The organism is Anaerotaenia torta, assembly GCF_050433395.1.
Classification (GTDB): domain Bacteria; phylum Bacillota; class Clostridia; order Lachnospirales; family Lachnospiraceae; genus Mobilitalea; species Mobilitalea torta.
The window spans coordinates 108,327-133,282 of the sequence record NZ_JBNPXH010000010.1; the positions used below are offsets into that span (position 1 = coordinate 108,327).

20 protein-coding genes are annotated in these 24,956 nt (G+C 49.1%); 10 read left to right on the forward strand and 10 right to left on the reverse strand.

The window, feature by feature from the left end:
* Positions 1 to 67: 67 nt before the first annotated feature.
* Positions 68 to 820 carry a LysM peptidoglycan-binding domain-containing protein gene (locus tag HNQ56_RS16420; protein ID WP_429148516.1) on the reverse strand — a complete coding sequence of 251 codons (753 nt, stop codon included), beginning with the start codon at positions 818 to 820 and terminating at the stop codon, positions 68 to 70.
* Positions 821 to 1,270: 450 nt separating this feature from the next.
* Between HNQ56_RS16420 and HNQ56_RS16425 the strand changes: the two genes are divergently transcribed.
* Complete coding sequence (locus tag HNQ56_RS16425) at positions 1,271 to 1,897, forward strand: Ig-like domain-containing domain (RefSeq protein WP_429148517.1); 627 nt, start codon at positions 1,271 to 1,273, stop codon at positions 1,895 to 1,897.
* A 72-nt stretch (positions 1,898 to 1,969) separates the two neighbouring features.
* Here the strand turns inward: HNQ56_RS16425 and HNQ56_RS16430 are convergent, their stop codons facing one another.
* The 5 genes from HNQ56_RS16430 to HNQ56_RS16450 form a co-directional block, all read right to left on the reverse strand.
* Entirely contained in the window at positions 1,970 to 2,560 is a 591-nt protein-coding gene (locus HNQ56_RS16430; RefSeq protein ID WP_429148519.1) for a TetR/AcrR family transcriptional regulator, read from the reverse strand.
* A 135-nt stretch (positions 2,561 to 2,695) separates the two neighbouring features.
* Entirely contained in the window at positions 2,696 to 5,071 is a 2,376-nt protein-coding gene (hypD, locus tag HNQ56_RS16435; RefSeq protein ID WP_429148521.1) for a trans-4-hydroxy-L-proline dehydratase, read from the reverse strand.
* 13 nt (positions 5,072 to 5,084) lie between these two features.
* Positions 5,085 to 5,996: a glycyl-radical enzyme activating protein gene (locus tag HNQ56_RS16440; RefSeq protein ID WP_429148523.1), complete on the reverse strand. Its 912-nt coding sequence runs from the start codon at positions 5,994 to 5,996 to the stop codon at positions 5,085 to 5,087.
* A complete protein-coding gene (locus tag HNQ56_RS16445; protein ID WP_429148525.1) occupies positions 5,996 to 6,874 on the reverse strand; it encodes a YitT family protein in 879 nt (292 codons plus the stop codon). The genes HNQ56_RS16440 and HNQ56_RS16445 overlap by 1 nt, the downstream gene beginning before the upstream one ends.
* Positions 6,875 to 6,900: 26 nt before the next feature.
* Positions 6,901 to 8,145 carry an aminopeptidase P N-terminal domain-containing protein gene (locus HNQ56_RS16450; protein ID WP_429148527.1) on the reverse strand — a complete coding sequence of 415 codons (1,245 nt, stop codon included), beginning with the start codon at positions 8,143 to 8,145 and terminating at the stop codon, positions 6,901 to 6,903.
* A gap of 320 nt (positions 8,146 to 8,465) precedes the next feature.
* Here HNQ56_RS16450 and HNQ56_RS16455 point away from each other — a divergent pair, with 320 nt between their 5' ends.
* The 8 genes from HNQ56_RS16455 to HNQ56_RS16490 all read left to right on the forward strand — a co-directional run bounded on the left by HNQ56_RS16455 (position 8,466) and on the right by HNQ56_RS16490 (position 21,426).
* On the forward strand, positions 8,466 to 9,443 hold the full coding sequence (locus tag HNQ56_RS16455; RefSeq protein ID WP_429148529.1) for a LacI family DNA-binding transcriptional regulator: 978 nt from the start codon (positions 8,466 to 8,468) through the stop codon (positions 9,441 to 9,443).
* A 139-nt stretch (positions 9,444 to 9,582) separates the two neighbouring features.
* Positions 9,583 to 11,367 (forward strand): extracellular solute-binding protein, encoded by a 1,785-nt coding sequence (locus HNQ56_RS16460; RefSeq protein ID WP_429148531.1) that lies wholly within the window; start codon positions 9,583 to 9,585, stop codon positions 11,365 to 11,367.
* Between the two features lie 78 nt (positions 11,368 to 11,445).
* Positions 11,446 to 12,384: an ABC transporter permease gene (locus HNQ56_RS16465; RefSeq protein WP_429148533.1), complete on the forward strand. Its 939-nt coding sequence runs from the start codon at positions 11,446 to 11,448 to the stop codon at positions 12,382 to 12,384.
* 19 nt (positions 12,385 to 12,403) lie between these two features.
* Positions 12,404 to 13,300, forward strand: coding sequence for a carbohydrate ABC transporter permease (locus tag HNQ56_RS16470; RefSeq protein ID WP_429148535.1), 897 nt, complete (start codon positions 12,404 to 12,406; stop codon positions 13,298 to 13,300).
* A gap of 15 nt (positions 13,301 to 13,315) precedes the next feature.
* The gene (locus HNQ56_RS16475) at positions 13,316 to 15,943 is read left to right on the forward strand and encodes a DUF5695 domain-containing protein (protein WP_429148536.1); all 2,628 of its coding nucleotides are present in this window, start codon (positions 13,316 to 13,318) and stop codon (positions 15,941 to 15,943) included.
* Positions 15,944 to 15,981: 38 nt separating this feature from the next.
* Positions 15,982 to 18,330, forward strand: a complete 2,349-nt coding sequence (locus tag HNQ56_RS16480) for a beta-L-arabinofuranosidase domain-containing protein (protein WP_429148538.1) — start codon at positions 15,982 to 15,984, stop codon at positions 18,328 to 18,330.
* 82 nt (positions 18,331 to 18,412) lie between these two features.
* Positions 18,413 to 19,453 (forward strand): hypothetical protein, encoded by a 1,041-nt coding sequence (locus tag HNQ56_RS16485; RefSeq protein WP_429148540.1) that lies wholly within the window; start codon positions 18,413 to 18,415, stop codon positions 19,451 to 19,453.
* Positions 19,454 to 19,509: 56 nt separating this feature from the next.
* A complete protein-coding gene (locus tag HNQ56_RS16490) occupies positions 19,510 to 21,426 on the forward strand; it encodes a glycoside hydrolase family 127 protein (RefSeq protein ID WP_429148542.1) in 1,917 nt (638 codons plus the stop codon).
* Between the two features lie 75 nt (positions 21,427 to 21,501).
* Here HNQ56_RS16490 and HNQ56_RS16495 read toward each other — a convergent pair whose 3' ends face one another.
* On the reverse strand, positions 21,502 to 21,792 hold the full coding sequence (locus HNQ56_RS16495; protein WP_429148544.1) for a hypothetical protein: 291 nt from the start codon (positions 21,790 to 21,792) through the stop codon (positions 21,502 to 21,504).
* Positions 21,793 to 21,916: 124 nt separating this feature from the next.
* Positions 21,917 to 22,903, reverse strand: coding sequence for a (4Fe-4S)-binding protein (locus HNQ56_RS16500; RefSeq protein WP_429148546.1), 987 nt, complete (start codon positions 22,901 to 22,903; stop codon positions 21,917 to 21,919).
* A 109-nt stretch (positions 22,904 to 23,012) separates the two neighbouring features.
* On the opposite strand from HNQ56_RS16500, the gene HNQ56_RS16505 reads away from it, so the two are divergent.
* The gene (locus HNQ56_RS16505; protein ID WP_429148548.1) at positions 23,013 to 23,894 is read left to right on the forward strand and encodes a LysR substrate-binding domain-containing protein; all 882 of its coding nucleotides are present in this window, start codon (positions 23,013 to 23,015) and stop codon (positions 23,892 to 23,894) included.
* A 204-nt stretch (positions 23,895 to 24,098) separates the two neighbouring features.
* Here HNQ56_RS16505 and HNQ56_RS16510 read toward each other — a convergent pair whose 3' ends face one another.
* A complete protein-coding gene (locus HNQ56_RS16510) occupies positions 24,099 to 24,449 on the reverse strand; it encodes a NifB/NifX family molybdenum-iron cluster-binding protein (RefSeq protein WP_429148549.1) in 351 nt (116 codons plus the stop codon).
* A gap of 41 nt (positions 24,450 to 24,490) precedes the next feature.
* Positions 24,491 to 24,916 carry a DUF134 domain-containing protein gene (locus HNQ56_RS16515; protein ID WP_429148551.1) on the reverse strand — a complete coding sequence of 142 codons (426 nt, stop codon included), beginning with the start codon at positions 24,914 to 24,916 and terminating at the stop codon, positions 24,491 to 24,493.
* Positions 24,917 to 24,956: the final 40 nt, after the last annotated feature.

Below are 24,956 nucleotides of genomic sequence, written 5' to 3' on the forward strand. Positions count from 1 at the left end.
TTAGAAAAACACCCATGGCACAGGCAGAGCATTGCTGCCTGTATCATAGGTGTTTTTATTTTTGAATTTATTTAACGAATACCATACGGCCGATGTAAGCAGTTTTGGTCTTGGCCCACAGCCATGCGTTGGTAGAGCTGTCATCGAAGTAGAAGAGCGCTCCCTTGCTGGGATCGCTGCCATATAGTGCAGCTTTGGCAGCCTTAACCGAGTCTGCGGAAGCGGATTTTTTAATCATTCCGTTCTTTACAGGGGTGAACTGATAATAACCTCCGGCAACATGGTTGATCACTTTTTTGACGGTGTTCGGCCAGTCAGGGCTTTGAACCCGGTTGACAACGACGCCTCCAACGGCGACCTTTGCCTGGTAGCTTTCGCCGCCGGCTTCCGCTTCGATGAGCCTGGCCAGCAGGTCGAGCTCACTGCTGGTATAGGAGATAACCGCATCAGAGCTGCCGGAGGCCGGTACGCCGGGAATAAGCAGCTTCTGGCCGGGGCGTATCTGGCTGTCCCATTTGTTGTTGGCCTTCCGAAGTGAATCAAGGGGTATCCCGTACTGCTTAGCGATGGTGTACAGGCTGTCACCGCTTTTTACTGTATGCAGCTTAGCGGATACCGATAATATCTGACCCGGATAGATGGTGTCGGAAGACAGGCCGTTCTCCTGCTTGAGGGTACTGACCGGCGTCTGAAAGAGCTGGCCTATCTTATAAAGGGAATCATTGGCTGCCACAGTATAGCTGGCGGCAAGGACGGTTGACGGCGGCAGGAAGGATAGAATGCATAGTGCGATCATCAGTATCTTAGTTAGTCGTTTCATAATCGACTCCTTTCCATGGTGATTGTTCCTGTGTGAATTGTGCAATACATCACACTTCGCTGCTACGAAGACTATTGTAACTCATCATTATGCACTGTTCCTATGGCAGATTGCTGGAAGGGGAGGAAAATACGGGGATACCGGTCCGGGTTCGGGGAGGGGGAAGACCTTGGCTGAACCAATGTCATTTAGTTAAGGCCCGGGCGCTGTACCAAGTCCCTTTTACGCTGACCGTCTGAGCGTATCTTGTGAAGCGGAGCGTCCTGAACACGCGAAGGTAAGGCAAGTAAAAGGGACTTGGTACAGCGCCCGGGCCTTAACTAAATGGCATTGCTGGCTAAACTGTAATGAATAATTCCCGGAATGGGGACATATGTATTTGACAGGGCTTTTTTGCGTTTGTTATAATGAGGTAAAGATAACCGGTAAAATGATAGGAGGAGGGATACAATGAAGAATATGATAAAAAGTATAATGAGGAATACATCAAAGGACACGATGGAAAATACCATAAAGAAAGGGCTTGTGATGATCTGTATCATGGCTCTGCTGATCCATGTGACAGTGCCTGCCTATGCCGCTGCAGAGAAGGATACGAAGGCACCGACGGTTACGAAGACCAGTCCGGCGGATAAAACAGCCGATATTATGCGGGAGAGCAGGATAGTAATACGCTTTAGTGAGAAAATCAAGAAAGGGAAGGCCATTAATGAAATCAGCATTAAGACGGCTACAGCCAAGGCTGTTGCTTATACCTGTGAGATTGAGGACAATTTATTAATCCTTACCCCGAAGAAGGAGCTTGCCTATCTTATGGATTATACGGTCAGTATTCCTGCCGCCGCGGTGAAGGATAGTGCAGGCAATGCCCTGAAGAAGGCATATACCTTTCATTTTATGACGGAAGAGGACCCGGCGAAGAAGAAGGAAGCTTCGGAGGAAGATAATAAATATTCCATCGGGCTGGAGGCCGCGCTTCCGGGAGAGTTCGCCCCATCCATGCAGATCTATTTGATCCAATACCTGAAGATGTTTGGAATTGATGCGAAGATTACAGAAGTTAAGAAAATGGACTGACATTGCTGAACACATTGGAAGACCCGGAGTATAGAACCTCCGGGTCTTTTTGCAGTATATTATGTAACATTTTTAAGCCTGAGATGAAAGGCGAAAATGTTCCATCAGGTAAGCCATATTCTCCCGGCTGAATTCCGAGAGGGAATAGTCGCCGCTGTAAAGGCACCAATCATAAATCAGGGAACGTTCGCACATGCTGTAATAGTGGACAATCTCCCGGACGGATTTGTCGGCTTTGATCTGTCCCCTTCTCTGACCTTCCTCCACCAGCTCGCTTAAGACCTTGTAATAATAACGGTTTTGATCCAGCAGGCTGCAATTCCCCCGGGTCACCAGCTGGGTGGAGTAAAGAGAGGTAAGAAGTTCAACATCAACATTCTTCTCCGTGTAGAGAGCCGTTTCATAATTCAACAGCAGCAGCTTGTCATAGCTGTTCATTTCCGGATCGATTTCTTTAATCAGATCGATATATTTATTGTCAAACCGAACCGCCAGGGTATCAAGAAGCTCATCCTTGCTGGCAAAATAATAATAAAAGGAGCCCTTGGAAGTATCGGAACGGCTGATGATATCATCTACCGTAGTGCTGCTGTAACCCTTGTCATGAAACAACTCCCATGCAGCATCTATAATGCGGTTCTTTACCGGTTTCTTATCTCCCATATTAAACATCCTTCCTGTTATTTTACTCTCCGGCACAGGAAGCCCTGCCGGAGAGATTATATTTAGGTGTTACGATTTTTTTACACCGCATCTGTTAAATTATGACATATTGTGAGGCAAATGTCAATAGCGCCCTTACTGGAAGCTCTGTTCCGTACGTTCTATGATCTCGTCCTGCAATGCTTTGCTCAAATTACGGAAGTGATCGCTGTAACCGGCGACCCGTACGATGAGATCCCAATTCTCCTCGGGATTCTGCTGGGCATGGATCAGTGTCTGGCGGTCAATCACGTTGAACTGGATATGGTGCCCGTCCATGGTGAAGTAGGCCCGGATTAAATTCGCCATCTGGGTGAGGCCCGTCTCTCCGGCCACGACACTGGGGGTAAACTTCATATTTAACAAGGTTCCTCCGGTCTGCAGATGATCCATTTTGGCGGCGGATTTCACCACGGCGGTAGGGCCGTTCCGATCCGCCCCCTTCTCCGGGGAGATCCCCTCCGATACCGGCTTGTGGGCAAGGCGGCCGTTGGGGCTGGCCATCATAACCTCACCGAAATAGACATGGCAGGTGGTGGGAAGCATGTTCACCCGGTAGGTGCCGCCTCGCATATTGGGCCTTCCGGTCACTGTCTTCTGGTAGTATTCAAAGATTTCCTTCATGATAGCGTCGGCATAGGCATCATCGTTACCGTACCTGGGGCTTTTGTTCAGAAGGAGGCTGCGGATTCTCTCATGACCTTCAAAATTATCCTCCAAAGCCTGCATCAGCTCCTCCATGGTAAAGCTCTTCTCATCGTAAATATGGTATTTTACCGCAGCAACGGAATCCGTTATAGTCCCGATTCCCACGCCCTGGATATAGTTGGTATTATACCGGGCGCCGCCTGCATTATAGTCTTTTCCTTTTTGGATGCAGTCATTGGTGATGACGGAGAGGAAGGGCACCGGCATCTCCCTGGCGTAAATGAGATCAATAACATTGCTTCCCCTCACCTTGATATCCACGAAATAGGCAATCTGCTTCTTATATGCATCAAACAGCTCCTCAAAGGTCTTGAAATCCGCCGCATGTCCCAGGGGCAGGCCCAGCTGCCTTCCGGCGACCTTGTCAAAGCCGTTGTTTAAGGTCAGCTCAAATATCTTCGGCAGGTTAAAATAGCCGGTCAGGATGTAGGCTTCATTGCCGAAGGCTCCGGTCTCCACACATCCGCTGGCACCGCCCAGACGGGCATCTGCCAGAGATTTACCGGCATTCAGCAGCTCCTGTACGATGGCATCGGTATTGTAGAAGGCAGGCTGTCCCCAGCCCTTCCTGGAGATTTCACAGGCCCGTTTTAGGAACTTCATGGGCGTCTTCTTGCTGATCTGGACATTGGAGCTGGGCTGCAGAAGCTGCATCTCATCCATACAGTCCAGAATGAGATAGCTGACGGGATTGACCCCGTCCTCTCCGTCGGGACGGATTCCGCCGGTATTTAAGTTGACAAAATCCGTATAGGTGCTGCTTTCCTTGATGGTAATGCCGAATTTCGGAGGCGCGGGCTGGTTGTTGAACTTCACCCAGAGACATTCCAGCAGCTCCAGGGCGTGATCCTGATCCAGCAGGCCCTCCTGTGTATCCTTCTGGTAGAAGGGATACAGGTGCTGATCCAGGCGTCCGGGAGAGAAAGCATCCCAAGGGTTGACTTCGCTGGTCACACTCAGATGTACAAACCAGTACATTTGGATTGCCTGCCAGAAGGTCCGGGGCTTGTGGGCGGGGACAACCCGGCAGTTTTCAGAGATCTGCAGCAGCTCCTTTTTCCGTTGGGGATCTGCTTCCTTTTCCGCCAGCTCCTTTGCATAGTCCGCATACCGCTGTCCGAGAACCATGATGGCATCGCAGGCGATTCGCATGGCTTTCAGCTCCTGGCTTTTGGCAAGAGCGTCCGCATCCTGCATAAAGTCCAATTCCTCCAGAGCCTGGTCAATTTCCTTCTGAAAGTCAAGAAAGCCCTTCTCATAAATAACAGAAGAGCCGACGGTATGTCCCGGACCCCGCTGTTCCATAAATTCTGTGAAAATACCGCATTCGTAAGCGGCCTTCCATTCCGGAGTCATATGTTCGAAAATCTTGCTGCGGATGGAGCGGCTCTCCCAATAAGGAATAATCACTTCCTTCTGGAGCCGGAAATCCTCATCCTGCACCTTAAAGTTAATGAGGGACCGGTCATTGATAACCTGAAGGTCCTTCATGGTATGACAGCAGAGCTCAGGAAAGGTGGGCGCAGCCTGGGGAGCATTCCCCTTTTCGCCTACGATCAGCTCTCCGTCGCCGATATAAAGAGTTTTTGCGGCAAAGTATTCTTTTAAAACCAAAGCGCGCAGCTCGGGAGTCGAGACCTTCCCATGATATTTCTCATAGGTCCGGGTTTCACTTTTGGCCCGCTCCATATCAATGCGGGGCTGTGTTTCTGTGCTAAGCTTTCTCAACGCCTTAATCCGGGCACTTTTTATTTCTCTTTCCATTGAATTCTCCTTTCTATCCTCCGATTTTAACGCTGGTGAAGCCTGCCTGCAGGAACTGATGGGCAAAAGCTTGCATCTCCTCCCCGGAGGGGGCGGCAAAATCCGTTCCTTCATAGTCCACGCCAAGCTTTTTATACTTGCCCGAACCGGTATTGTGGTAGGGCAGCAGATTCACCGGATACCCCTGCATCCCCTGAAGCTTAAGCCAGCGCAGAATATCCTCCATATCCTCTGATGATGCATTTACCCCGGTGATTACGGGAATTCGGATATTGATCCGGGCCCCGGCATCCTTCAGTCCGATTAAATTCTCAAGGATCAGCGTATTATCCGCACCGGTGAAGCGCAGATGTTTTGCCGGGTCCATCACCTTGATATCGTACAGGAAGGTATCCGTAAGCTTAAGAATACGCATAAAGTCTTGAAAGGGTGCATAACCGCAGGTGTCGATATTTACGGGAATTTCCTCGTCATGCAATTGCAGCATCAAGGCTTCCAGATAATCCATATCAATGCTCATGACCTCTCCCCCGGACAGAGTTACTCCTCCGCCGGACTGCTCGTAGAACAGGAGGTCCTGGCGCAGAAGCTTCATTAACTGCTCCGCTGTATAGGCTTTTCCCGTAATCTGGCGCAGAGCCGGGGGGCATTCATCCACGCAGAAGCCGCACCGGGTACATAGTCCGGAGTCTGTTATCACCTTGCCGTCCTTATAACGGATGGCAAGGCCGGGACAGGCCGCTTCGCATCGTCGGCACCCCAGACAGCGCTCCCTGTCATACAGCAGCTGAGAGTCATAGCTCTGGGTCTCGGGGTTATGGCACCAGATGCACCGGAGGGGACAGCCTTTAAAAAATACCGTTGTCCGGATGCCCGCTCCGTCGTGCAGGGAATATCTTTGTATATTTGTGATTAAGGAAACCATTAAGAATCAAACCTCTTCTCAAAATTACCGATGGTATGCCGGTTTTCGTCTAAAACAATAAATGCCGTAGGATCCATGGCCTTCACCAGCTGCTCCAGATAATTAATCTCATGCTTGGAGATCATGGTCATATAGATATAGGACTCCTGCATATGATAACCCCCGTAGCCGCGCCACAGGGTGACTCCCCGCTTCATATTCTCAATAATAGGACGCTCGATTCCCGTCACCTTGGATATGATGATGGCACAGGTGACAATATTCTGAAAATGCAGCTTATCTGTAATCACGGCGGCAACCAGAGCGAAGATCAGAGAATATACGGCGGTCTGGAGATTATCTCTTAAGGCGCTGTAGGAATAGACAAAAATATTTACAATAATGGTGATCTTCCCCACGCTGTAGGTGGGGTATTTCTTTGACAAGTATAGTCCCAGGATATCGAGACCGCCGCCGCAGCTTCCGCTGCGGAGCATAATCCCCACCCCGACTCCGGACAGCACGCCTCCCACGATACAGGAGGCCAGGGCGTCGGTGAGCAGAGGGGCGCCGGGCGCCGGTATCAAGGCCATTGTAACAGACATGAATAAAACCGTGAAGATGCTTTTCACAAAAAACTGTCTGTTTACAATCTTACTGGCAAGAAAAAACATGGGCAGGTTGGAAATCCATAAAATGATACCCGCCAGATCGAAATTCACCCGGATGTGAAGCAGCTCAGAGGCCAGATTGCTGAGAATCTGGGCAATTCCGGGGTAGCCGCCTATGTACAGATACAGCGGCACAATAAAAAGCTTGTAGGAAAGGACATAGAGCAGGGCGCCGCCCAGGGCTCCGGTCCAGGATTTTAAAGTAGCCTTACGGCTTATATTACCCAAGGTAAAAGTCCTCCCAGACCGTCAGATTAACGTTTTCCCATAAATGCTTCAATATCCTCAATACTTCTGGGGGTAAGAGCCGATAGATTCTCACAGCCGTGTTCCGTAATGAGGCAGTTATCCTCCAGACGGAAGCCGATTCCCCAGTCTTCATTGTAAATACCCACATCCACGCAGAAGACCATTCCGGGTGCCAGATCCAGAGTGTTGTCTACCACATCATGGACATCGTAACCCACATGGTGGGCTCCGCCGTGCCACATGTATTTTCCTACCTCGTCATAGGATTTGCATAAGCCGATATCCTTCAGACGCTCATAATTGTATTTGCGGATGGTCTCATCCACGAACTTCATGGGCAGTCCGGGTTTTAAAATGCTGAACATGTAATTGGAGGTCTCATACGCACATTCGTAGAGCAGCCGCTGTCTTTCCGTAAATTTGCCGTTGCAGGGCCATCCTCTGGATACATCATTGCATTCATTGTCCCAGATAGCGCCCACATCATTTAAGATCATATCCCCGTCCTGGGCCTGGCCGCGGTAGGAATAATAATGGATATAGAAGTTATTCCTTCCGGCGGATACGATGGAGGGGAAGGCCGGGGCGAGAACGCCGTGCTGTGCCAGGGTATAATCCCATTCTGCTTTATACTGGTATTCGTACAATCCGGGCCGGGAAGCCTTCATCATGGCTTCGATTCCGGCCTTTGTGATGATCTGGGCCTTCTTCATGGCCTCGATTTCACATGGTTTCTTAAAAGTACGGAGCTTTTTCATAATATGATGGCTGTCCCTGATCGAAAGGAAGGGATAGCGGGCCCGGATATAGGCCGCCAGCCGGAAGGCGTCATTATCCGGCTCATCGGGACGGAATTTATCAAAATCAAGATAAACCTCCTTGATACAACCGGAGTTTAGACTGCGGTCTAATTTCTGTAAAAAAGAAGGCTCCGGATCAATCTCCGTAATGCCGGACAGATCCTGGGCTTCCTGACCCCTGAGATTGCGGCCGCTCATACGCTCTGCAACAGGGTCGAGGGGCAGAAGGAATAAGGTCTCTTTGGCTTCACCGCCATGAACCTCGGCGAGAAGAACGGTCTTCTTCTGATCGATGCCGGTCAGATAAAAGAAATTGCGGTTGGTGAAAAAGGGATAGTCTTCATCGGCTGATTTGCGAACCGGCTGACCGCTGAAGAAAATCGCAAGAGAATGGTCGTTCATATTGCTGTACAGAGCCTTGCGATTCTCAGAATGAAACATAGCATCCATAAATATACCTCCTGGTTAATAGATTGAAATGCAATCGATATCATTATAACGATATTCGCTGCGTTTTTCTTTTTCGTTTCTTATAAATTCATACTAAGCTTTGAAAAGTAAATTGTCAATAGAAATCGTAAACGGGAAGAAGAATTTGATGGAATTGTCTTGGAGGGTACACAATATGCACAAAGAAAAACAAAAGAAATGTATTTTTTTCAAAAAAATATAAAAAAGATATTGACAGCAGAAAAGATATTGTGTAATAATAAACACATGATTTCGATTGCATAAAATATCTTAAGAAAGAGCAGCTGGATTAAAACAACATGAAAACGATATATGATATAGCCGCCGAATTGAATATAAGTGCAAGTACCGTATCCCGTGTATTCAGCAAGCCGGAACTGGTGAGTGAGAATACCAGGATGATGGTATTGGATAAGGCCAAGGAGCTGGGGTATCAGACGAATCTCATCGCCAGCCAGCTGAGGAGACGCAATTCCGACATCATAGCCCTGGTTTCTTTGGAGAAGCGATGGTCTATGTATACCAGCGCGTTATCCAATGGGGTACAGAAGGGCGCCGAAGACCGCGGGTATAATATTGTAGTAGTTCCTATCGGTATGGAGCCGAAGAAGACCATCCGTATGTGCGAATCCATGAGGTTTGCCGGAATGATCATCGCTGGAACGCAACTTGGAGACGAGCTGTACTGCACCAACAATATCATTCCCCTGGTATATGTGAACCGGAATAATCTGGACAAGAATGTTATTCTGCCGGATGACCGCTATGGAATCCGGCTGGGGATGGACTATCTGTTTAAGATGGGTCATAGAGAGATCGGATATATCAACGGTCCCGCCACCTCCTTTCACTCGGCCATCCGTTATAAAGCCTATGAGGAGTGGATGGGAGAGCATGGCTGCCGAATTCGTGAAGAGTGGATTTTCGACGGAGATTGGGCCATGGAGAGCGGATATCGGGCGGCGGTAAGGATTTTCAGCAACCGGGAACTGCCCACGGCAATCGTGGTTGCCAATGATGAGATGTGCAAGGGAGTGTATCAGGCGGCTGAGAAGTTCGGCCTGACCGTTGGAAAGGATATCTCTGTGATTGGTTACAATAACGAGGATGACAGCAGCTGTGTTACACCGAAGCTTACCACCGTATCCTTTCCCCTTTATGAGATGGGGCTTAACGCGACACAGATGCTCTTTGATGTGATTGAGAACGGATCGAAGGAAGAAGCAATTATTGTGAGAGGTGAGCTGATTGTCCGTGACTCCGTAGGCAAGCTTTAAAAAATTTTAGGCATAATGCAATCGATTGCTAGAGAGACTATGAAGGATAGTTCTTTTTTAACATAGAATTAGACTACAGTATAAACCTGGTACCAATTGGCAGCAATTAATTTAAAATACATTAAAAGGAGCAAAAGGTATGAAAAAGATTAATGAACAAACACTGAGAAAGGTACTTAGTGTAGTGCTGGTTCTTGCCATGGTGTTCAGTCTGGCAGGCTGCGGCAAGGGAGAAGGCTCGAAAACGGGTGATAAGGGCGGCAAGGATGTGGATGTGGCCGATCTTCCGGACGAGACAGGAACTCCCAATGAATGGGGCTGGATTGTGCCTGAGGAAACTCTGGAGTTCACAGTTTATGCCGGTGAGGGCGACCAGGAAGAGTTTCTGGCTGATGAAAAAGGCGGCAAGAAGATCATGGATGAATGGCTGCTGAAGAACATGAACGTAAAAATCAATCTGGAGTACTACAGCAATGACATGACGGAGAAACTGAATCTGATGCTGGCTAACGGCGACTATCCGGAAGTAATCACCTGGATGAGCGATGATATGGCCAATAAGTTCATTGCCCAGGGTAAGGCAGTGGATGTCACTCCTTATATTGAGAAATACGGAAGCAATATCACCAGACGTATGGGCAATTATCTGAACATGCTGAAGGATGAGAACGGAAGACTGAAGAAGCTGCCTCAGTACTGGGGAGAGAATCCCAATGTGGCGGGCCGTGACTTTGGTATCCGCTATGATATGTGGAAGGAACTGGGCGAGACAGAGATTTATAAGACACCCGAAGAGTATTATGAGGTGATGAAAAAGGTTCTTGCCAACCATCCCACCAATGACAACGGACAGAAGACCTATGGCTTTACCAGTGATGACAAGGGTATGAACTTCCTCAATGCAATGCTGGCGGCATACGGCTTCATTAACAATTTCCAGGTTGACGGGGACGGCACCTTTACCCACTGGCTGAACAGCGATAAGGGTCTGGAGATTGCCAAATTTGTGAATAAATTATATCTGGAGAATATGATTGATCCCGATTATATGAGCAATCAGTATGAGCAGGCTACGACAAAGATGAACAGCGGACAGGTGCTGGGCAACTTCGGTACCTGGTGGTATGCCTGGACGGGCGGTCATGAGTACTGGCAGGCCCAGGACGGCGACAGCTACAATGTGGACAAGCGTTTTATGAACGTATCCGTAGCAGGCCCCGGATTAACTCTGGAAGACACCACCTTACTTACAAGCAACTACACCGGAAGCTACCGTGCTATTATTACGGATAAGTGTAAAAATGTAGAAGGCGTAATTAAGTTTCTGAACTGGCAGAACAGCGAGATCGGCAACTTCATCTCCTCCTGGGGTGCCCCCAGCGAAGCCAATGTATGGAAGATTGATGAAAACGGAAAATGGATCTTTGACGAAGAGATCTTAAATCCCGACAAATATCCGAAGAATGACTTCTTCCATACGGTAAGAGATTCCAACAGCTGTATCGCATATGCGATTGCAACGAATATGAACTGGCTGAAGACAGACGGACGCAGCAATTTTGATATGATTGATCCCAGAGCTACCAGAGTATCGGCATATGACTTCTGGCCGGTTGATGAAAACGGCGATTTTGCCAGCGAGGGTATCAAATTATGCTGGCAGTATTATAAGGCTCCGGCGAAGGACACTACTTTATTTGCCGTAAGCTATGATGCGGAAGCAGATATTACCATAACAAAGCAGACCATCGAGGATACCATCAAAACCGAATGGAACAAGATGATCACCGCAAAGTCACCGGAAGAATGTGAAAAGATATTCTTTGCAGCCAGGGAGACCTGTAATGTTCTTGGTCTGGAAGAGCTGACAAAGTATAACCAGGATGCTTATAAGACAAATCTGGGGAAATTTGAAGGCAAATAAGAATTACTTATAACCGCCAAAGAGGGGGCATTGTCTAACTGCCCCTTCTTACTATATAAGTATACATGAGGTGCATGAATGAAAACTACAACAAAAAGCAAGAGTCAGCCCGGCTCATGGGCTAGATCCTTTAAACGCCACAAGGAATTATGGATTATTACTGTTCTGGCTCTGGTCTGGGCGACGATATTCTGCTATATACCGCTGGCCGGCAATGTCATATCGTTTTTTGACTATACGCCTGGAAAAAGCCTTACAGACAGTACCTTCGTAGGCTTCAAATATTTTATTCAATTTTTTAAGCTCCCTGATATGGGGAAAATATTCCGGAACACCCTGGTAATATCCGGTCTCGGTATGACCGTTGGATTTGCCGCACCGATTATTTTTGCACTGCTTTTAAATGAAGTAAAAAATGTATTGTTTAAGCGTACGATTCAGACCATATCCTATATGCCGTATTTTATTTCCTGGGTTGTTATGGCAAGTATTATGTACATGCTGCTGGGAAGCGAAGGAACGATTAACAGCTTATTGCTGAGTCTGGGCTTCACGGACAGGCCGGTTGCATTTTTTAACGAGGCGGATTATTTCTGGACTTTGCTGACGGCGGCTAATATATGGAAAGGAATTGGCTGGAGCGCCATCGTCTATATGTCCGCTATCGCAGGTGTTGACCAGGAGCTGTATGAGGCGGCCTCCGTGGATGGAATTAACCGGTTCGGAAAGGTATGGCACATAACCATTCCTTCCATCCGCCCCACCATCGTGCTGCTGTTCATTCTCGGACTGGGAGGCATCCTCAATGCCGGTTATGAAGCACAGCTGCTCATTGGTACCCCGCTGACCAAGGATGTATATGAGACCATTGATACCTATGTATACCGGTATGGTCTTCAATTAGGAAGATACTCCTTCTCCACAGCAGTCGGTTTATTTAAGTCAATTATCGGATTTATTTTAGTGATTGCCAGCAATAAGGTTTCGGAAAAAGTCATGGAAACCAAGCTGTTTTAATTAGGGAGGTTATGTAAGCATGAAAAAATCATTTTTAAAACAAAGCATGGGATCACGGATATTTGATATTATTAATACCTTGGGAATGCTGCTGTTTGCCTTTGTTATGATCTATCCCTTCTGGAATCAGTTGATCGTATCCTTTAATGAAGGATCGGATACCATCCGGGGCGGCCTGTACTTCTGGCCCAGAAAATTTACTTTGGCTAATTATCTCTATGCCTTTCGGAGAAGCAATCTCCTGTCGGGAACCATGATGTCCGTTCTCCGGGTTGCGGTGGGTACGTCAACCAGCCTGATCTGTTCCGCGCTGATCGCCTATGTCATTACCATTAAGGATTTTAAGGGCAGCAAGCTGCTGAGCTATGGCTTTTTGGTTACCATGTATTTTTCCGGCGGTATGATACCGGTTTATCTGTTGTACAGCAGCATCGGCCTTACGGAGTCCTTTACGGTATACTGGCTTCCGGGTCTGGTGAATGCCTTTAACATGCTGCTGATCTCATCCTATATCAGAGGGCTTCCTGAAGCGTTGCCGGAATCTGCCCGGCTGGACGGAGCCTCGGAGCTGAAAGTTTATTTTCGAATTATTCTGCCCATCTGTAAGCCGGTGCTTGCGGCAGTGGGCATCATGGTGGCGGTTGGTCACTGGAACTCCTGGTTTGATGTAATGATTTACAATTCCAGCGGCAGGTATGACACGCTGCAGCTCACCTTAAGAAAGATCCTGTTAGAGGCGGATAAGGTGGCCAAGCTCATCGATGACCAGAAGCGGCTGCAGGAGCTCAAGAATATGACTCCCACCTCCATGAGAGCGGCGGTAACCATGATCGTAACCATACCGATGCTGGTGATCTATCCGTTTTTCCAGAAGTATTTTGTGAGCGGTATTACAATCGGAGCAGTAAAGGCTTGATTTAGGAGGGCTATGATGTACTACTTGACAAATCGGTATTTTGATATAAAGGTATCCAAGGGAGAGCTGTTTGCCCTGAGCAGCCCCCGTGACACCAAAGGAACCCAGTTCATCGGGAAGGATATGGCCTTTGCAAAGGCTCTGATCTCCTATGAGACCGCCGAAGGGGAGAGGAAGGAATTCTTTCCCTCGGAACAGGAGAAATACAGGGAAACGGAGCCCCAGGTCATTGCAAAAAGAAAGCTGTTCTACCAGGGACAGGCCCAGGATGGCTGCCTGGAGGTTGAATCGGAGTATTCTTTAAGGGATGAGGAGCTGCATCACAGGCTGAGAGTGAAAAACATAGCGGATACGAAGCTGGTATTATGCAATGTCAGCCTTGACATGCCCTGCAATTCGGAGGTTTCCTGGGATGAGTCCGCCACCGCCAAGGTCATCGGACATCATTATATCGGAGGCCATGGCAGTCACAGCACCTTTATCCGTTGTGACGGAAAGGGACCCTTCCTGGTGCTGATGCCGGAGAACAGAACGGCCGTTTCCCGGTTTGACACCCGGATTTTGAAGGGGGAAAAGGACAAGGAATGCCTGAATATCCTTGTGTACCCGAGAGATACCCGGATCAGTCTGGAGCCGGGAGAGGAAAAACTCTATGAGTTTGTCTATACCTGGGCGGAGGATTATGAGGACGCCAGAGAGGTGTTCGTCCGGTTTAATCAGGTGGATGTGGACGTGGTTCCCGGATTGACCGTACCCAGGAGGGAAAGGGTGCTGCTGAGCCTGCGGTGCAGGCATGAGCTGGCGCTCAGCTCCCAATACAGCGGGCAGACAAAGATGAAGCTGGTGGCCAAAAACGGAGACCGCAGTATCTATGAAGTGATCCTGGAGCGTCTTGGAGAGAATAGAGTTACGGTGAATTATCTGGACGGCCGCACCATGTACGTGGATTTCTTCGTGACGGAGGCGTTGGAAAGCCTGATTAAGAAGCGCGGCGCTTTTATTGCGGATAAACAGCACAAAAATCCCCAGGTCTGGTACAACGGACTTCTGGCAGAATGGAATAATAAGACCGGTGTAATGCTGGGACCTGATCATTATGATGATATCAAGGGCTGGCGTATCTATGAAGTAACCTGTGATGATCCGGGATTATCGAAGCCGGCATTCCTGTCCGGCAAGCTGAGGGAGTATCCTGTACAGGCGGAGGTGGATGCACTGGAATACTATGTGGAGAACTTTGTATGGGGAGGTCTTCAGCAGACAGAGGAAGAGCCCTATCCTTATGGCATCTACGGGATACCGGACTGGTATACCAACCGGAATTCCAAGGACGAGGGGCTGAGAGGAAAGCTCCACCTGTGGCGTATCTATGATTATCCCCATATTGCACTGATGTACTATAATTTGTACCGGGTTGCCAGGGACTATAAGGATATTACAACAAAGCTCTCCGCTGAGACTTATTTATACAGGGCTTATCGTACGGCGCTGGCGATGTTCTTGATTCCCAGTGAGTTGGAGGAGTGGTCTGCTTATAAGACCGGCCTTTACAATGAGTGTGTTATTCCCGAAATCGTATCTGCTCTGGAGCAGGAGGATAGGAAGGCGGAGGCACGCAGACTGTCCATGCACTGGAACCGGAAGGTAAAATATTTTGTTCTGGAGCGTTCGGATGTCTTCCAGTCCGAGTATCCCTTTGATACCACCGGATTTGAATCCACCAATTTCTTTGCAAAGGATGCCTACTCCTTTGCCGAGAGGAAGGAAAGGGAGGACCGGTGGGATAAGCCGGTGCCTTATCGGTCCGTTGTCCAATTCCATGAAAGCCAGATGGACTGCAATATTGCCTGCAGGGGTTGGCTGGAGCCTGCCTACTATTGGTACGGCAGCGATTACCGGGGGCGTAATAATGCATACCTGTTAAGCTATATGTCCCAGATGGGAGGCATGGCGATTCTGGATTATGCACTGTATTATTCGGAGGAGCCTTATTCCCTTCTCCGCCTTGCATACGGTTCTTTGTTAAGCTCCTGGGCGCTGTTAAACAGCGGTGACGAGGAGAGCAATTACGGCTACTGGTTCCCCGGAAAGCAGCATGACGGCGCGGCAGGGGGAGGCTTTGAACCCATGGACCATGGAATCACCTGGCTGGGACAGGAGCATGGCTTCGGCTCCTGGTATTATTCCTGTGAGATTGATCTGGGCTTTTGCGGGGCGCTGCGGGGCAATGCGATGATTCTTGCCAAGGATCCTGTCTTTGGGACGGTTCTTTACGGAGGCTCTCTGGAAGAAAAGGAAGATGAGTACATCATGACCTGTTGGGATGGAATCGGGCGAAGATTCCACTATGTGGGTCCGGAGGGACGAATTCATATTGAAGCGGACAAGGGACATTTCTCGGCGGAGACACCGATGATTATGAAAAAGGATCTGTCCGGCCTCTCCATAACCCTGGATGAAACGGGATTGAATCCCGGCAGCACAGATTGTAAACAATGCGTTCAGTTGAAGATTATGACAGAAGGTCTGGGCGACCGTGAGCTTTGCATCGGACAGGATATCCGAGTGTTAAAGGAGAATGAGGAGGTCGTAATAGACCTTCCGATAACAGGAGCGAAGGAATTGCTTACCATAATGAAATAAAATCGCTGCTGATAATAAAATAAATGAAGGAGGCTGCAATGAACAAGCAGGATCTGGAAATCATACAAAATGACATAAAAGCGCTATATCTCGGCAATTTGAATACGGTAGAATTTGATTTGAAGCTTCCGGCGAAGGGACCCTCAGGGTCTGCGATCACCTGGGAGACCAGCAATGACAAGATCATAACGGAGGAAGGCAAGGTAATAAGGCCCGCCTTTGGAATTGGCAACCGTGAGGTTGAGCTGCGTGCAACCTTCCGCCATGGAGAGGCGGAGGAGACCAGGGTATATACGGTAACGGTATTAGAGCAGGAAAATAAGGTACAGGTGACCAGACAGTATCCCATGGAGCTGGAGACCGGCACCGGAGTAGAAATCTATCTTCCGGAGGTCACTGTCATTGATACGGCCGACGGACGTACCATAACCCATGCGGTAACCTGGGAGAATGGCGGACGCAGGGTATATGAACAGGAAGGAAGCTATGAGGAAAGCGGTGTGCTCAACGGCACGAAGATAGCCGTAACCGCTAAGGTGAAGGCAACTGCCCGCCGGGCGAAGCCCCAGGGGAATAACACCCATGCAATTCACGGCTTTGATGCCGGGGAGGTCAGATTGTACGGCGACAGTCCTTTCAAAGCCGCCCAGGACCGCAGCCATGAGTTCCTGCTGTCCGTAGACGATGACCAGATGCTGTATAATTTCAGAAGAGCGGCAGGGCTTGACACCCTGGGCGCACCGGAGATGATCGGATGGGATTCACCGGACGGATTGCTGCGGGGACATACCACCGGCCATTATCTCTCGGCTCTGGCATTGTGCTACCGTGCGGTAAGGGATGAAGCCATCCGGAAAAAGGCTGTTTATATGGTGGAGGTGCTGGGGGAATGCCAGGTAGCCTTCCAGAAGATGGAGGGGTATCATCCTGGATTCTTAAGCGCTTATTCCGAGGAACAGTTTGACCTGCTGGAGGTGTATACCAGGTATCCTAAGATATGGGCTCCCTATTATACCCTGCATAAGATCATGTCGGGACTTCTGGACTGCTATCAGCTGGCCGGAATCGGGAAAGCCCTTGAGATTGTCACCAAGGTGGGAGACTGGGTACATGCCCGGCTGTCCAGGCTGACCCATGAGCAGAGGAGCCGGATGTGGAGCATGTATATCGCCGGAGAGTTCGGCGGAATGAATGAAACCATGGCGGAGCTGTACCGGATCACCGGCAAGACGGAATACATGGAGGCGGCGAGGCTGTTTGACAACGACAAGCTGTTCTATCCCATGAGCATTAAAGCGGATGCTCTGGATGAAATGCATGCCAACCAGCACATTCCCCAGATTGTGGGAGCTATAAAAATGTTTGGTGCCTCCGGAGAGAAATATTATTATGATATCGCTGAATTCTTCTGGGAGGCGGTAACAGGGGCGCATTGCTATGCAATCGGCGGCACCGGAGAGGGCGAGATGTTCCATGCCCCCAATAAGATTGCAGGACAATTGACAAAGAATACCGCGGAATCCTGCGCCTCCTATAATATGCTGAAGCTGACCAGGGAGCTGTATGCTTTCCGGCCGGAGAAGAAATACATGGATTATTATGAAAGAACCATGACCAACCACATTCTTTCCACCTGCGACCATGAACCCAACGGGGGAACGATATACTTCCTTCCCCTGGCACCGGGACATTCCAAGGGCTTTGATGTGGAGAACTCCTGTTGTCATGGAACCGGTCTGGAGAATCATTTTAAATATGTGGAAAGCATCTATTTCCACCGGGAGAATGAGCTGTATATCAATCAATTCCTTCCTTCCGTATTGGAATGGAAGGAAAAGAACCTCACGGTAACGCTGTCAGCCGATGAAATAAGACCGGGAGATATCCGGCTGACGATGAGCGGAGCTGGTGCCGCGGGGCTTACCTTGAAGATCAGAATACCGGATTGGAGCGATGGCGATTATAGTCTCAGTGTCAACGGGGAGACCGTATCCCAGCCGAAGGAAGAAGGCGGATATCTTCTCATTAACGGGAGCTTCCGGGAGGGGGATTTTGTTGAGGTGTCCTTCCCCTGTGCCCTGCGCCTTGAAGCGGCCCCGGATGACAAAGAGATTGCGGCAGTTTTCTATGGCCCCTATTGTCTGGCAGCGATTACCGAGGAGAAGGAGTTTATTACCCTGAAGCAGGCAGACCGGAGATTAGAGGAGCTATTGGTTCAGAAGGAAAACACTCTGGAATTCCTCTATACGGAGAGAGGCATTGTATTCAAACCGCTCTACCAAGTACATCATGAGAGTTTTCAGGCGTATATACGGTGTCTGGAAATGGTGTCAGACACCACGATGGACGAAGGATGTCATGCAGCGAACGGTAAAGGTGTTAGATGACGTGATGGAATGATGCATAGAAAGGGTGTCAGGCACCGGGGGACGGTGCCTGACACCATGATGAGAATGGAGACGATAAGAGATGATACCGGAGATTAAGAGAGCGAGACTCATTGACTTGAGGCGCCTGGAATTATATTGGAATCAGGAAATACAAAATGGAAGATGCAATGATAATTATTCTGTCACCGTAGGCGGTGAACGGCTGAAGCTGGAAGAGCCCGGCGAGGATTGGGGAGCAGGGACAGTATATCAGTGCGATGAGAAGCGGACTACTCTGACCTTTGAAAAGGATGTGGATCTGTCACGTCTGGAGGATATGAGAGTTGCCGTAAGTAAGGAAATCTGCGCCGTCAATGGAGAGTGCGCGGATGATACCAAAGAATATACCGTGGATTACGATCCCTTTTATAAGGTATTTACAACAACAAAGGACGGGATTGTCATTAAATCCAGTGAAGATGTGGATGTCCATGTTCATGGTAAGGCCATGGAGATTATCGATATCATGCTGTCCAAGGTGCCTGAGGTTGCCGAGGTTCTGCGCAAATACAAAGCGGAGGTGGCAATCTACGGCATTCATGAAACGGCTTACAGCGTACCGGAACACAGGGGCGGTTACCATGTGATGGACCGCCATGTGGAGGGCTTTGGAGGGACCGTGGAAGGCCCTGTGTCCTCCATATCCGAAGTAAATGTAATGCGTTTTGTCAGAGGGGAGCGGGCAACCACTTATAAAAATGAGATGATTTTAGTTCATGAATTTGCCCATGGCCTCCACCTGATCGGGATCGATTATCTGGAGGATAAGCAGCTGAGCAATCAGGTGAAGCAGACCCATTTGGCAGCAAAGAATGCGGGAAAATGGCCCAACACCTATGCCATCAGCAATCATGAGGAATATTTTGCAACCCTCTCCGCCATATGGTTCGATGTCATGGAGGAGGGGAAGAACGGTGCATGGGACGGCACCAGAGGGCCGGTCAATACAAGAGAAGAATTATATAGGTATGACAGAGAAGGCTATGAACTCATGGCCCGGATCTACCCGGATACCAAGCTGCCGGCGCCCTGGGACAACACGCCGAATCGGTATGATATAGAAGGAAACAAAATAGGGTAAAAGCTGAAAAGGAAATAAAAGTATAATGAAACACAAGGAAAGCAAACGGAGGAATCATGAACAAAGCAAAGGAATGTAAAGTAAATCAGGTGAAAATTTCAGACGGCTTCTGGTCGAAGCGTCAGGAGCTGGTTACCGATGTTGTAATACCGTACCAGGAGAAGATATTAAACAACCAGGTTCCCGACGCGGAGAAAAGCAATGCCATAGCGAACTTTAAAATAGCGGCAGGCATGGAGCAGGGCGAATTCTACGGAATGGTATTCCAGGACAGCGACCTGGCTAAATGGCTGGAGGCAGCAGCGTATTCCCTGGTCTTAAAACCGGATCAGGAGCTGGAGCAGAGAGCGGATGAAATCATTGGGATTATCGAAGCGGCACAGCAGGAGGACGGATACCTCAATACCTATTTCACAATCAAGGAACCGGAGCATCGCTGGCAGAATCTTTTGGAATGCCATGAGCTGTATTGTGCCGGGCATATGATGGAGGCGGCAGCCGCTTATTATGAGGCTACCGGGAAGGACAGGCTGCTGAAGGTCATGGAACGGATGGCGGATCACATCATTGACCGGATCGGCCCCGACAAGGAAAAGGGAGTTCCCGGTCACCAGGAGATTGAAATCGGTCTGTTATGCCTTTACCGGGTTACGGGTAAGGAGAAGTATCTCCGTGAAGCGGAATATTTTATCAATGAACGGGGACAAAACCCGGATTACTTTAAGGAAGAAGCGAAGAAAAGGGACTGGAATCATTTTGGAATGGACCCCGCCGATACCTACTATAACCAAAGCTTTGCACCGGTGCGGGAGCAGAAGACGGCGGAAGGACATGCCGTCAGGGCGGTCTATATGTATACCGCCATGGCGGAGCTGGCGGCAAAGACCGGGGACGAGAGCCTGATTAAGGCATGTGAGACTCTCTGGGAGAACATCACCCGGAAGAGAATGTATATTACCGGAGGAGTTGGCTCCACCAGCCATGGGGAGGCATTTTCCGCTGATTATGACCTGCCCAATGATACGGTCTATGCAGAAACCTGCGCTTCGGTGGCAATGGTCTTCTTCGCCCATAAGATGCTGGAGATTTCCCCTTCTTCCAAATACTCCGATATTATGGAAAAGGAGCTTTACAATGGCATTATCAGCAGTATGCAGCTGGACGGCCAGAGATTCTTCTATGTAAATCCGCTGGAGGTGGATCCTTCGGTGTCGGGGAAGGTCTCCATTTACCGGCATGTCAGGCCGGAACGGCCCAGATGGTATGCCTGTGCCTGCTGTCCTCCCAATGTAGCCAGACTGCTGACCTCCCTGGGCAAGTATATCTGGCATGAGAAAGAGGATTGCATCTATTCCCATCTCTTCATCGGCTCGAAGCTGGAAGCCGGGGCAGCGGATATCACCCTGGAAGCAAAGCTTCCCTGGGAAGGCAAGGCGGTCTATACGGTAGACCCGAAGAGCGCATCGAAATTCACTCTTGCCATAAGGGTTCCGGCTTATGCGAAGAATACGGTATTTACGGTCAATGGCAAGGAAATGAATGATCATGAGCTGCGAAAGGATGGCTATGTGTATATCGAAAGAAACTGGGAAAAGGGCGACCAGATCCAGGTAAGCTTCGATATGCCGGTTACCAGAATGTATGCCAACACAGAGGTAAGGGCCAATGCCGGAGCAGTTGCGCTGATGCGCGGCCCCATCGTATATTGTCTGGAGGGCGTGGATAACGGAGAGAGACTGCAGGAGCTGAGAATTCCCAGAGAGGCAGTAATCGAGGCCGGAGAATATGAGGAAAATCTTCTGTCCGGAATCATTCCTCTGACACTGGAGGGGATAAGGGTAAAGACCAACACCCAGGAGCTTTATACGGAAGAGGCTCCGGTCAGGGAAACGGTGAAAATAAAAGCAATTCCATACTATGCCTGGGGGAACCGGGGACTGAACCAGATGAGAGTATGGGTTCTGGAGGCGTAAAAATAATAGGGGTATCGCTCCATCACTTTATTTTGGTGATTTTGCGATACCCCTTGCCTGTTATCTGCCTTTTTCTTAAGCAACGGTGTAGATCTTAACATCAGGATCGGCAGCCCACAGGGGTTTTAAGCCGACAAAGACATCATTCTTGAACATCTCGCTGTCAAGATACGCTTTTGCATTCTCCACGCTGTCAAAGCCGTGCAGGACCTGCACATCCTCATCGCGGATCAGTAACTCCTTGGATACGGCACCCTTGATTTGAGAAAGGAAGGGACCGCGGTAATCGGTGTACACCTTGGCTGCTGCCGGGCGATTTTCTGCATGAATTACCATTGTGATTTCAAGATAAGCTTTTGCGCTCATATTTCATACCTCCATATCAATACTTTGTTCTTTCCCTTTATGGTGTTTCAACTATAACAAAGACACTAAGAAGAGTAAAGATATTAGGAAATTTATGAGTAACTAATAAATTTCATAGTAAGGATCAACTCTGAACTTCTAAAATATCATTTTTCCGATCCAGAAGCTCTCTGCTGTACAGTGCGGCTTCCACATAATCCATACCAAGACGTTCGATGGTATCGGAGAACCGTTCACCGGTTACGCCCTCTTTTTTAAACAGGAGGATGGTTTTTTCAATCAGGTCCAACGCCTCTGTCTCAGGGACGAGCCTGGAGAGAGGGGAGCCCTGACGGACTTTCTTGCCCCATCTTCCTCCGACATAGACCCGGTACTGTATTTCAAGACCTTCCAAGGCGGAAAAATAACATTTCCCCGCACATTTTCCGCAGCTGTTGCAAAGCGAAGTATTAATGCGTATTTTTCCGTCCTCCACCGAGGCGGCCCCCATGGGACAGGCGTTTACGACGCCGCACTTCGCGCATCCTCTGCATTTGTCAAGAATCAATTCAGGGGACCGGACAGCGACAATACCAACGTCGTTGAGATCCGGCTTGATGCAGTTGTTAGGGCATCCGCCCACGGCGATCTTAAATTTATGGGGGAGGATAACCTGCCGGTAGCCTTCATAAAAGCGCCGATGAATGATTGCCCCCAGAGTGGAGGTATCGCATAAGCCATTGCTGCAGGTGGTTCCCTTGCAGGCGACAATGGGGCGCACCTTGGAGCCGGTACCGCCGCATTGCATCCCGTGGGCTTTCATAAAATGAACCATTTCCGGAATCTTTTCGAAGGAAATTCCCTGAATTTCCAGCGTCAGACGCACGGTCAGGGCGATGCTGCCATTGCCGAAGCGTCTTGCCGCCTCTGTGACAGCCGCCATTTGCCAGTCGGTCAAAATACCGTTTTCGGTAATGACACGACCAGAAAAATTACGGGTGCCCTTGTTATAGAGAAAGCCCTGCCCCTTCACGCTTTTGATTTGCTCCGGGGTGAGAGGAGAAGCAGGGGTATGCAGGTGGGCTGCGGTTGATGCGTCTACGACGGTTTCGCCGACAATTTCTGTTTTCATACTTAATAACCTCTTGTGTTTTTTATTCTATTATAAGCTTGAATATATATAGTGTAAAATATATAATATGAATAAGAACAATAGGAATATTACTATAGGAGGTGATACAATGACGATACGAACTATGGAGATCTTTCAGGCGGTAGCGCGCCACATGAATATGAGCAGGGCGGCAAAGGAGCTGCATATCGCCCAGCCCACCATCAGCCAGGCAATTCAGGAGATTGAGAGCGAATACCGGATTCTGCTGTTTAACCGGATTGGGAAGAAGCTGTATATGACTGCGGAAGGCCTGCGCCTTCTGGAGTATACCAGACAGATTCTAAGCTTAACCGGTGCCATGGATAAGGAGATGAACGGACTTGCGCTGTCCCCGCATTTTACGGTAGGTGCTACTATTACAATTGGTCAGAGCGTTCTGCCGCCTGTCCTGCGCCGTTTTGAAGCGGGCAATCCCAATGTGTTCGTCTCGGTGCTGGTGGACAACACAGCGGTGATCGAGGAGAATATATTAACCGGCAAATTGGATTTTGCCTTTGTGGAGGGGCAGACAAAGCATAAGGATATTCTATTGCAGCCGTTGCTGGAGGATCAGCTGGTGCTGGTCTGCCATAAAAGCCATCCGCTGTCGGGCCGGCAAGCTGTCCGGCTTCAAGAGATCCTGGAATGCCCGTTTTTGGTTCGGGAGGACGGAAGCGGCACGCGGGAGCTCTTTCAGAGAGAATTGGAAAAGCATAAGGCGGCAATCCATGTGAAATGGACCTCCCACAGCTTTGATTCCATTCTTTCCGCATTGTTGCAAAACCTCGGGATATCTGTGCTGTCACGGCGTGTTGCAAGCCCCTACGTACAGCAAGGGGAACTGCATGAAATCAATATATCAGACATGTCATTGACACGAAGCTTTTCACTGGTACACCATAAAAACAAGTATTTAACGGAACATATGAAAGCGTTGATTCATGAATTTACCGGAGCTCACAACGGTTAAGCAGGCCTGAGGCTGACAGGCAGCTTTTCCATGATGCTTTCAAAAGCATAGAGAAGCCGGAGAATAACAATGATCTCCCCGGCTCTTGTTTTGTATATTTTAAGTTGTTGTATCGATTTTAATATTAGCAGAATCAAATACATTTTCATTCGCGGCCATGGGGTTGACCGTGGCTGTCGCAATCATTCCATCCTAGATTCCAACCTAGTAATGGTGTCCGCTATGATGACTGCAAGCCACATCGGGGTTGTAGTTCAGGCTGCCGGACAGTAGATCGGCCACAGCCTGATCCGCATCACCGCTTACTCCGCCGTACAGTTCAATGCCTGTTTCGGCCAGGGCACGTTTTGCACCGTCACCAATCCCGCCGCAGATCAGCGTGTTTACGTTGCTATTTTTCAGAAAGCCAGCCAATGCGCCATGGCCGCTGCCGTTTGTGTTCGCGACAGCAGTACCCTGAACCTTGCCGGCCTTTATGTCATAGAGTTTAAACACTTCCGTGTGCCCAAAATGCTGAAACACCTTTCCGCCTTCATATGCTACTGCAATTCTCATTTCTTTGCCTCCATTTCCTCAAACAGCTTGGTCAAAACCATTCAATTCCCTGCATCCGTATGATTTTCCCTGCTGCATCCCGAGCAGCTATCTTTGCCATGTTTACTCGCTTCCGGTTCCGTTTCTTCATTTTTAGAATTTCTCCGCTTACAGCAGCCTTGGCCGCAGGATGCGTTGTGATGCTCACAAAAAAGCACATCACCGCCGCCAATTTGCAAAGGGCGCCCTTCCACGATGCATTGTGCCAGTATTTTTCTGGCGTTGGTATAAATGGCTTGCACCGTAGTACGGGCAACCTCCATTTGTTCCGCGCATTGTTCCTGTGTCAGCCCTTCCAGGTCAATCAGGCGGATGACCTCGTATTCGTCAAGGGTCATTGTGATTCCCTGTTCGCTCCCACCGCATGGCTTGAAACTGGTACATCGCGGGTGCGAGCATACACGCCGGTGTTTCCGGGGTCTTGGCATCGCCTCACCTCGCTTCGTTTACTTTTATTATTGACGTATG

Excerpts from the sequence above, each read along its gene's own strand:
- HNQ56_RS16480 (WP_429148538.1), top strand. The coding sequence starts at position 15,982 with ATGAACAAGCAGGATCTGGAAATCATACAAAATGACATAAAAGCGCTA.
- HNQ56_RS16490 (WP_429148542.1), top strand. The coding sequence starts at position 19,510 with ATGAACAAAGCAAAGGAATGTAAAGTAAATCAGGTGAAAATTTCAGAC.
- hypD (WP_429148521.1), bottom strand. The coding sequence starts at position 5,071 with ATGGAAAGAGAAATAAAAAGTGCCCGGATTAAGGCGTTGAGAAAGCTT.
- HNQ56_RS16510 (WP_429148549.1), bottom strand. The coding sequence starts at position 24,449 with ATGAGAATTGCAGTAGCATATGAAGGCGGAAAGGTGTTTCAGCATTTT.
- HNQ56_RS16495 (WP_429148544.1), bottom strand. The coding sequence starts at position 21,792 with ATGAGCGCAAAAGCTTATCTTGAAATCACAATGGTAATTCATGCAGAA.
- HNQ56_RS16425 (WP_429148517.1), top strand. The coding sequence starts at position 1,271 with ATGAAGAATATGATAAAAAGTATAATGAGGAATACATCAAAGGACACG.
- HNQ56_RS16485 (WP_429148540.1), top strand. The coding sequence starts at position 18,413 with ATGATACCGGAGATTAAGAGAGCGAGACTCATTGACTTGAGGCGCCTG.
- HNQ56_RS16460 (WP_429148531.1), top strand. The coding sequence starts at position 9,583 with ATGAAAAAGATTAATGAACAAACACTGAGAAAGGTACTTAGTGTAGTG.
- HNQ56_RS16470 (WP_429148535.1), top strand. The coding sequence starts at position 12,404 with ATGAAAAAATCATTTTTAAAACAAAGCATGGGATCACGGATATTTGAT.
- HNQ56_RS16430 (WP_429148519.1), bottom strand. The coding sequence starts at position 2,560 with ATGGGAGATAAGAAACCGGTAAAGAACCGCATTATAGATGCTGCATGG.
- HNQ56_RS16500 (WP_429148546.1), bottom strand. The coding sequence starts at position 22,903 with ATGAAAACAGAAATTGTCGGCGAAACCGTCGTAGACGCATCAACCGCA.
- HNQ56_RS16505 (WP_429148548.1), top strand. The coding sequence starts at position 23,013 with ATGACGATACGAACTATGGAGATCTTTCAGGCGGTAGCGCGCCACATG.
- HNQ56_RS16440 (WP_429148523.1), bottom strand. The coding sequence starts at position 5,996 with ATGGTTTCCTTAATCACAAATATACAAAGATATTCCCTGCACGACGGA.
- HNQ56_RS16450 (WP_429148527.1), bottom strand. The coding sequence starts at position 8,145 with ATGGATGCTATGTTTCATTCTGAGAATCGCAAGGCTCTGTACAGCAAT.
- HNQ56_RS16475 (WP_429148536.1), top strand. The coding sequence starts at position 13,316 with ATGTACTACTTGACAAATCGGTATTTTGATATAAAGGTATCCAAGGGA.
- HNQ56_RS16455 (WP_429148529.1), top strand. The coding sequence starts at position 8,466 with ATGAAAACGATATATGATATAGCCGCCGAATTGAATATAAGTGCAAGT.
- HNQ56_RS16515 (WP_429148551.1), bottom strand. The coding sequence starts at position 24,916 with ATGCCAAGACCCCGGAAACACCGGCGTGTATGCTCGCACCCGCGATGT.
- HNQ56_RS16420 (WP_429148516.1), bottom strand. The coding sequence starts at position 820 with ATGAAACGACTAACTAAGATACTGATGATCGCACTATGCATTCTATCC.
- HNQ56_RS16465 (WP_429148533.1), top strand. The coding sequence starts at position 11,446 with ATGAAAACTACAACAAAAAGCAAGAGTCAGCCCGGCTCATGGGCTAGA.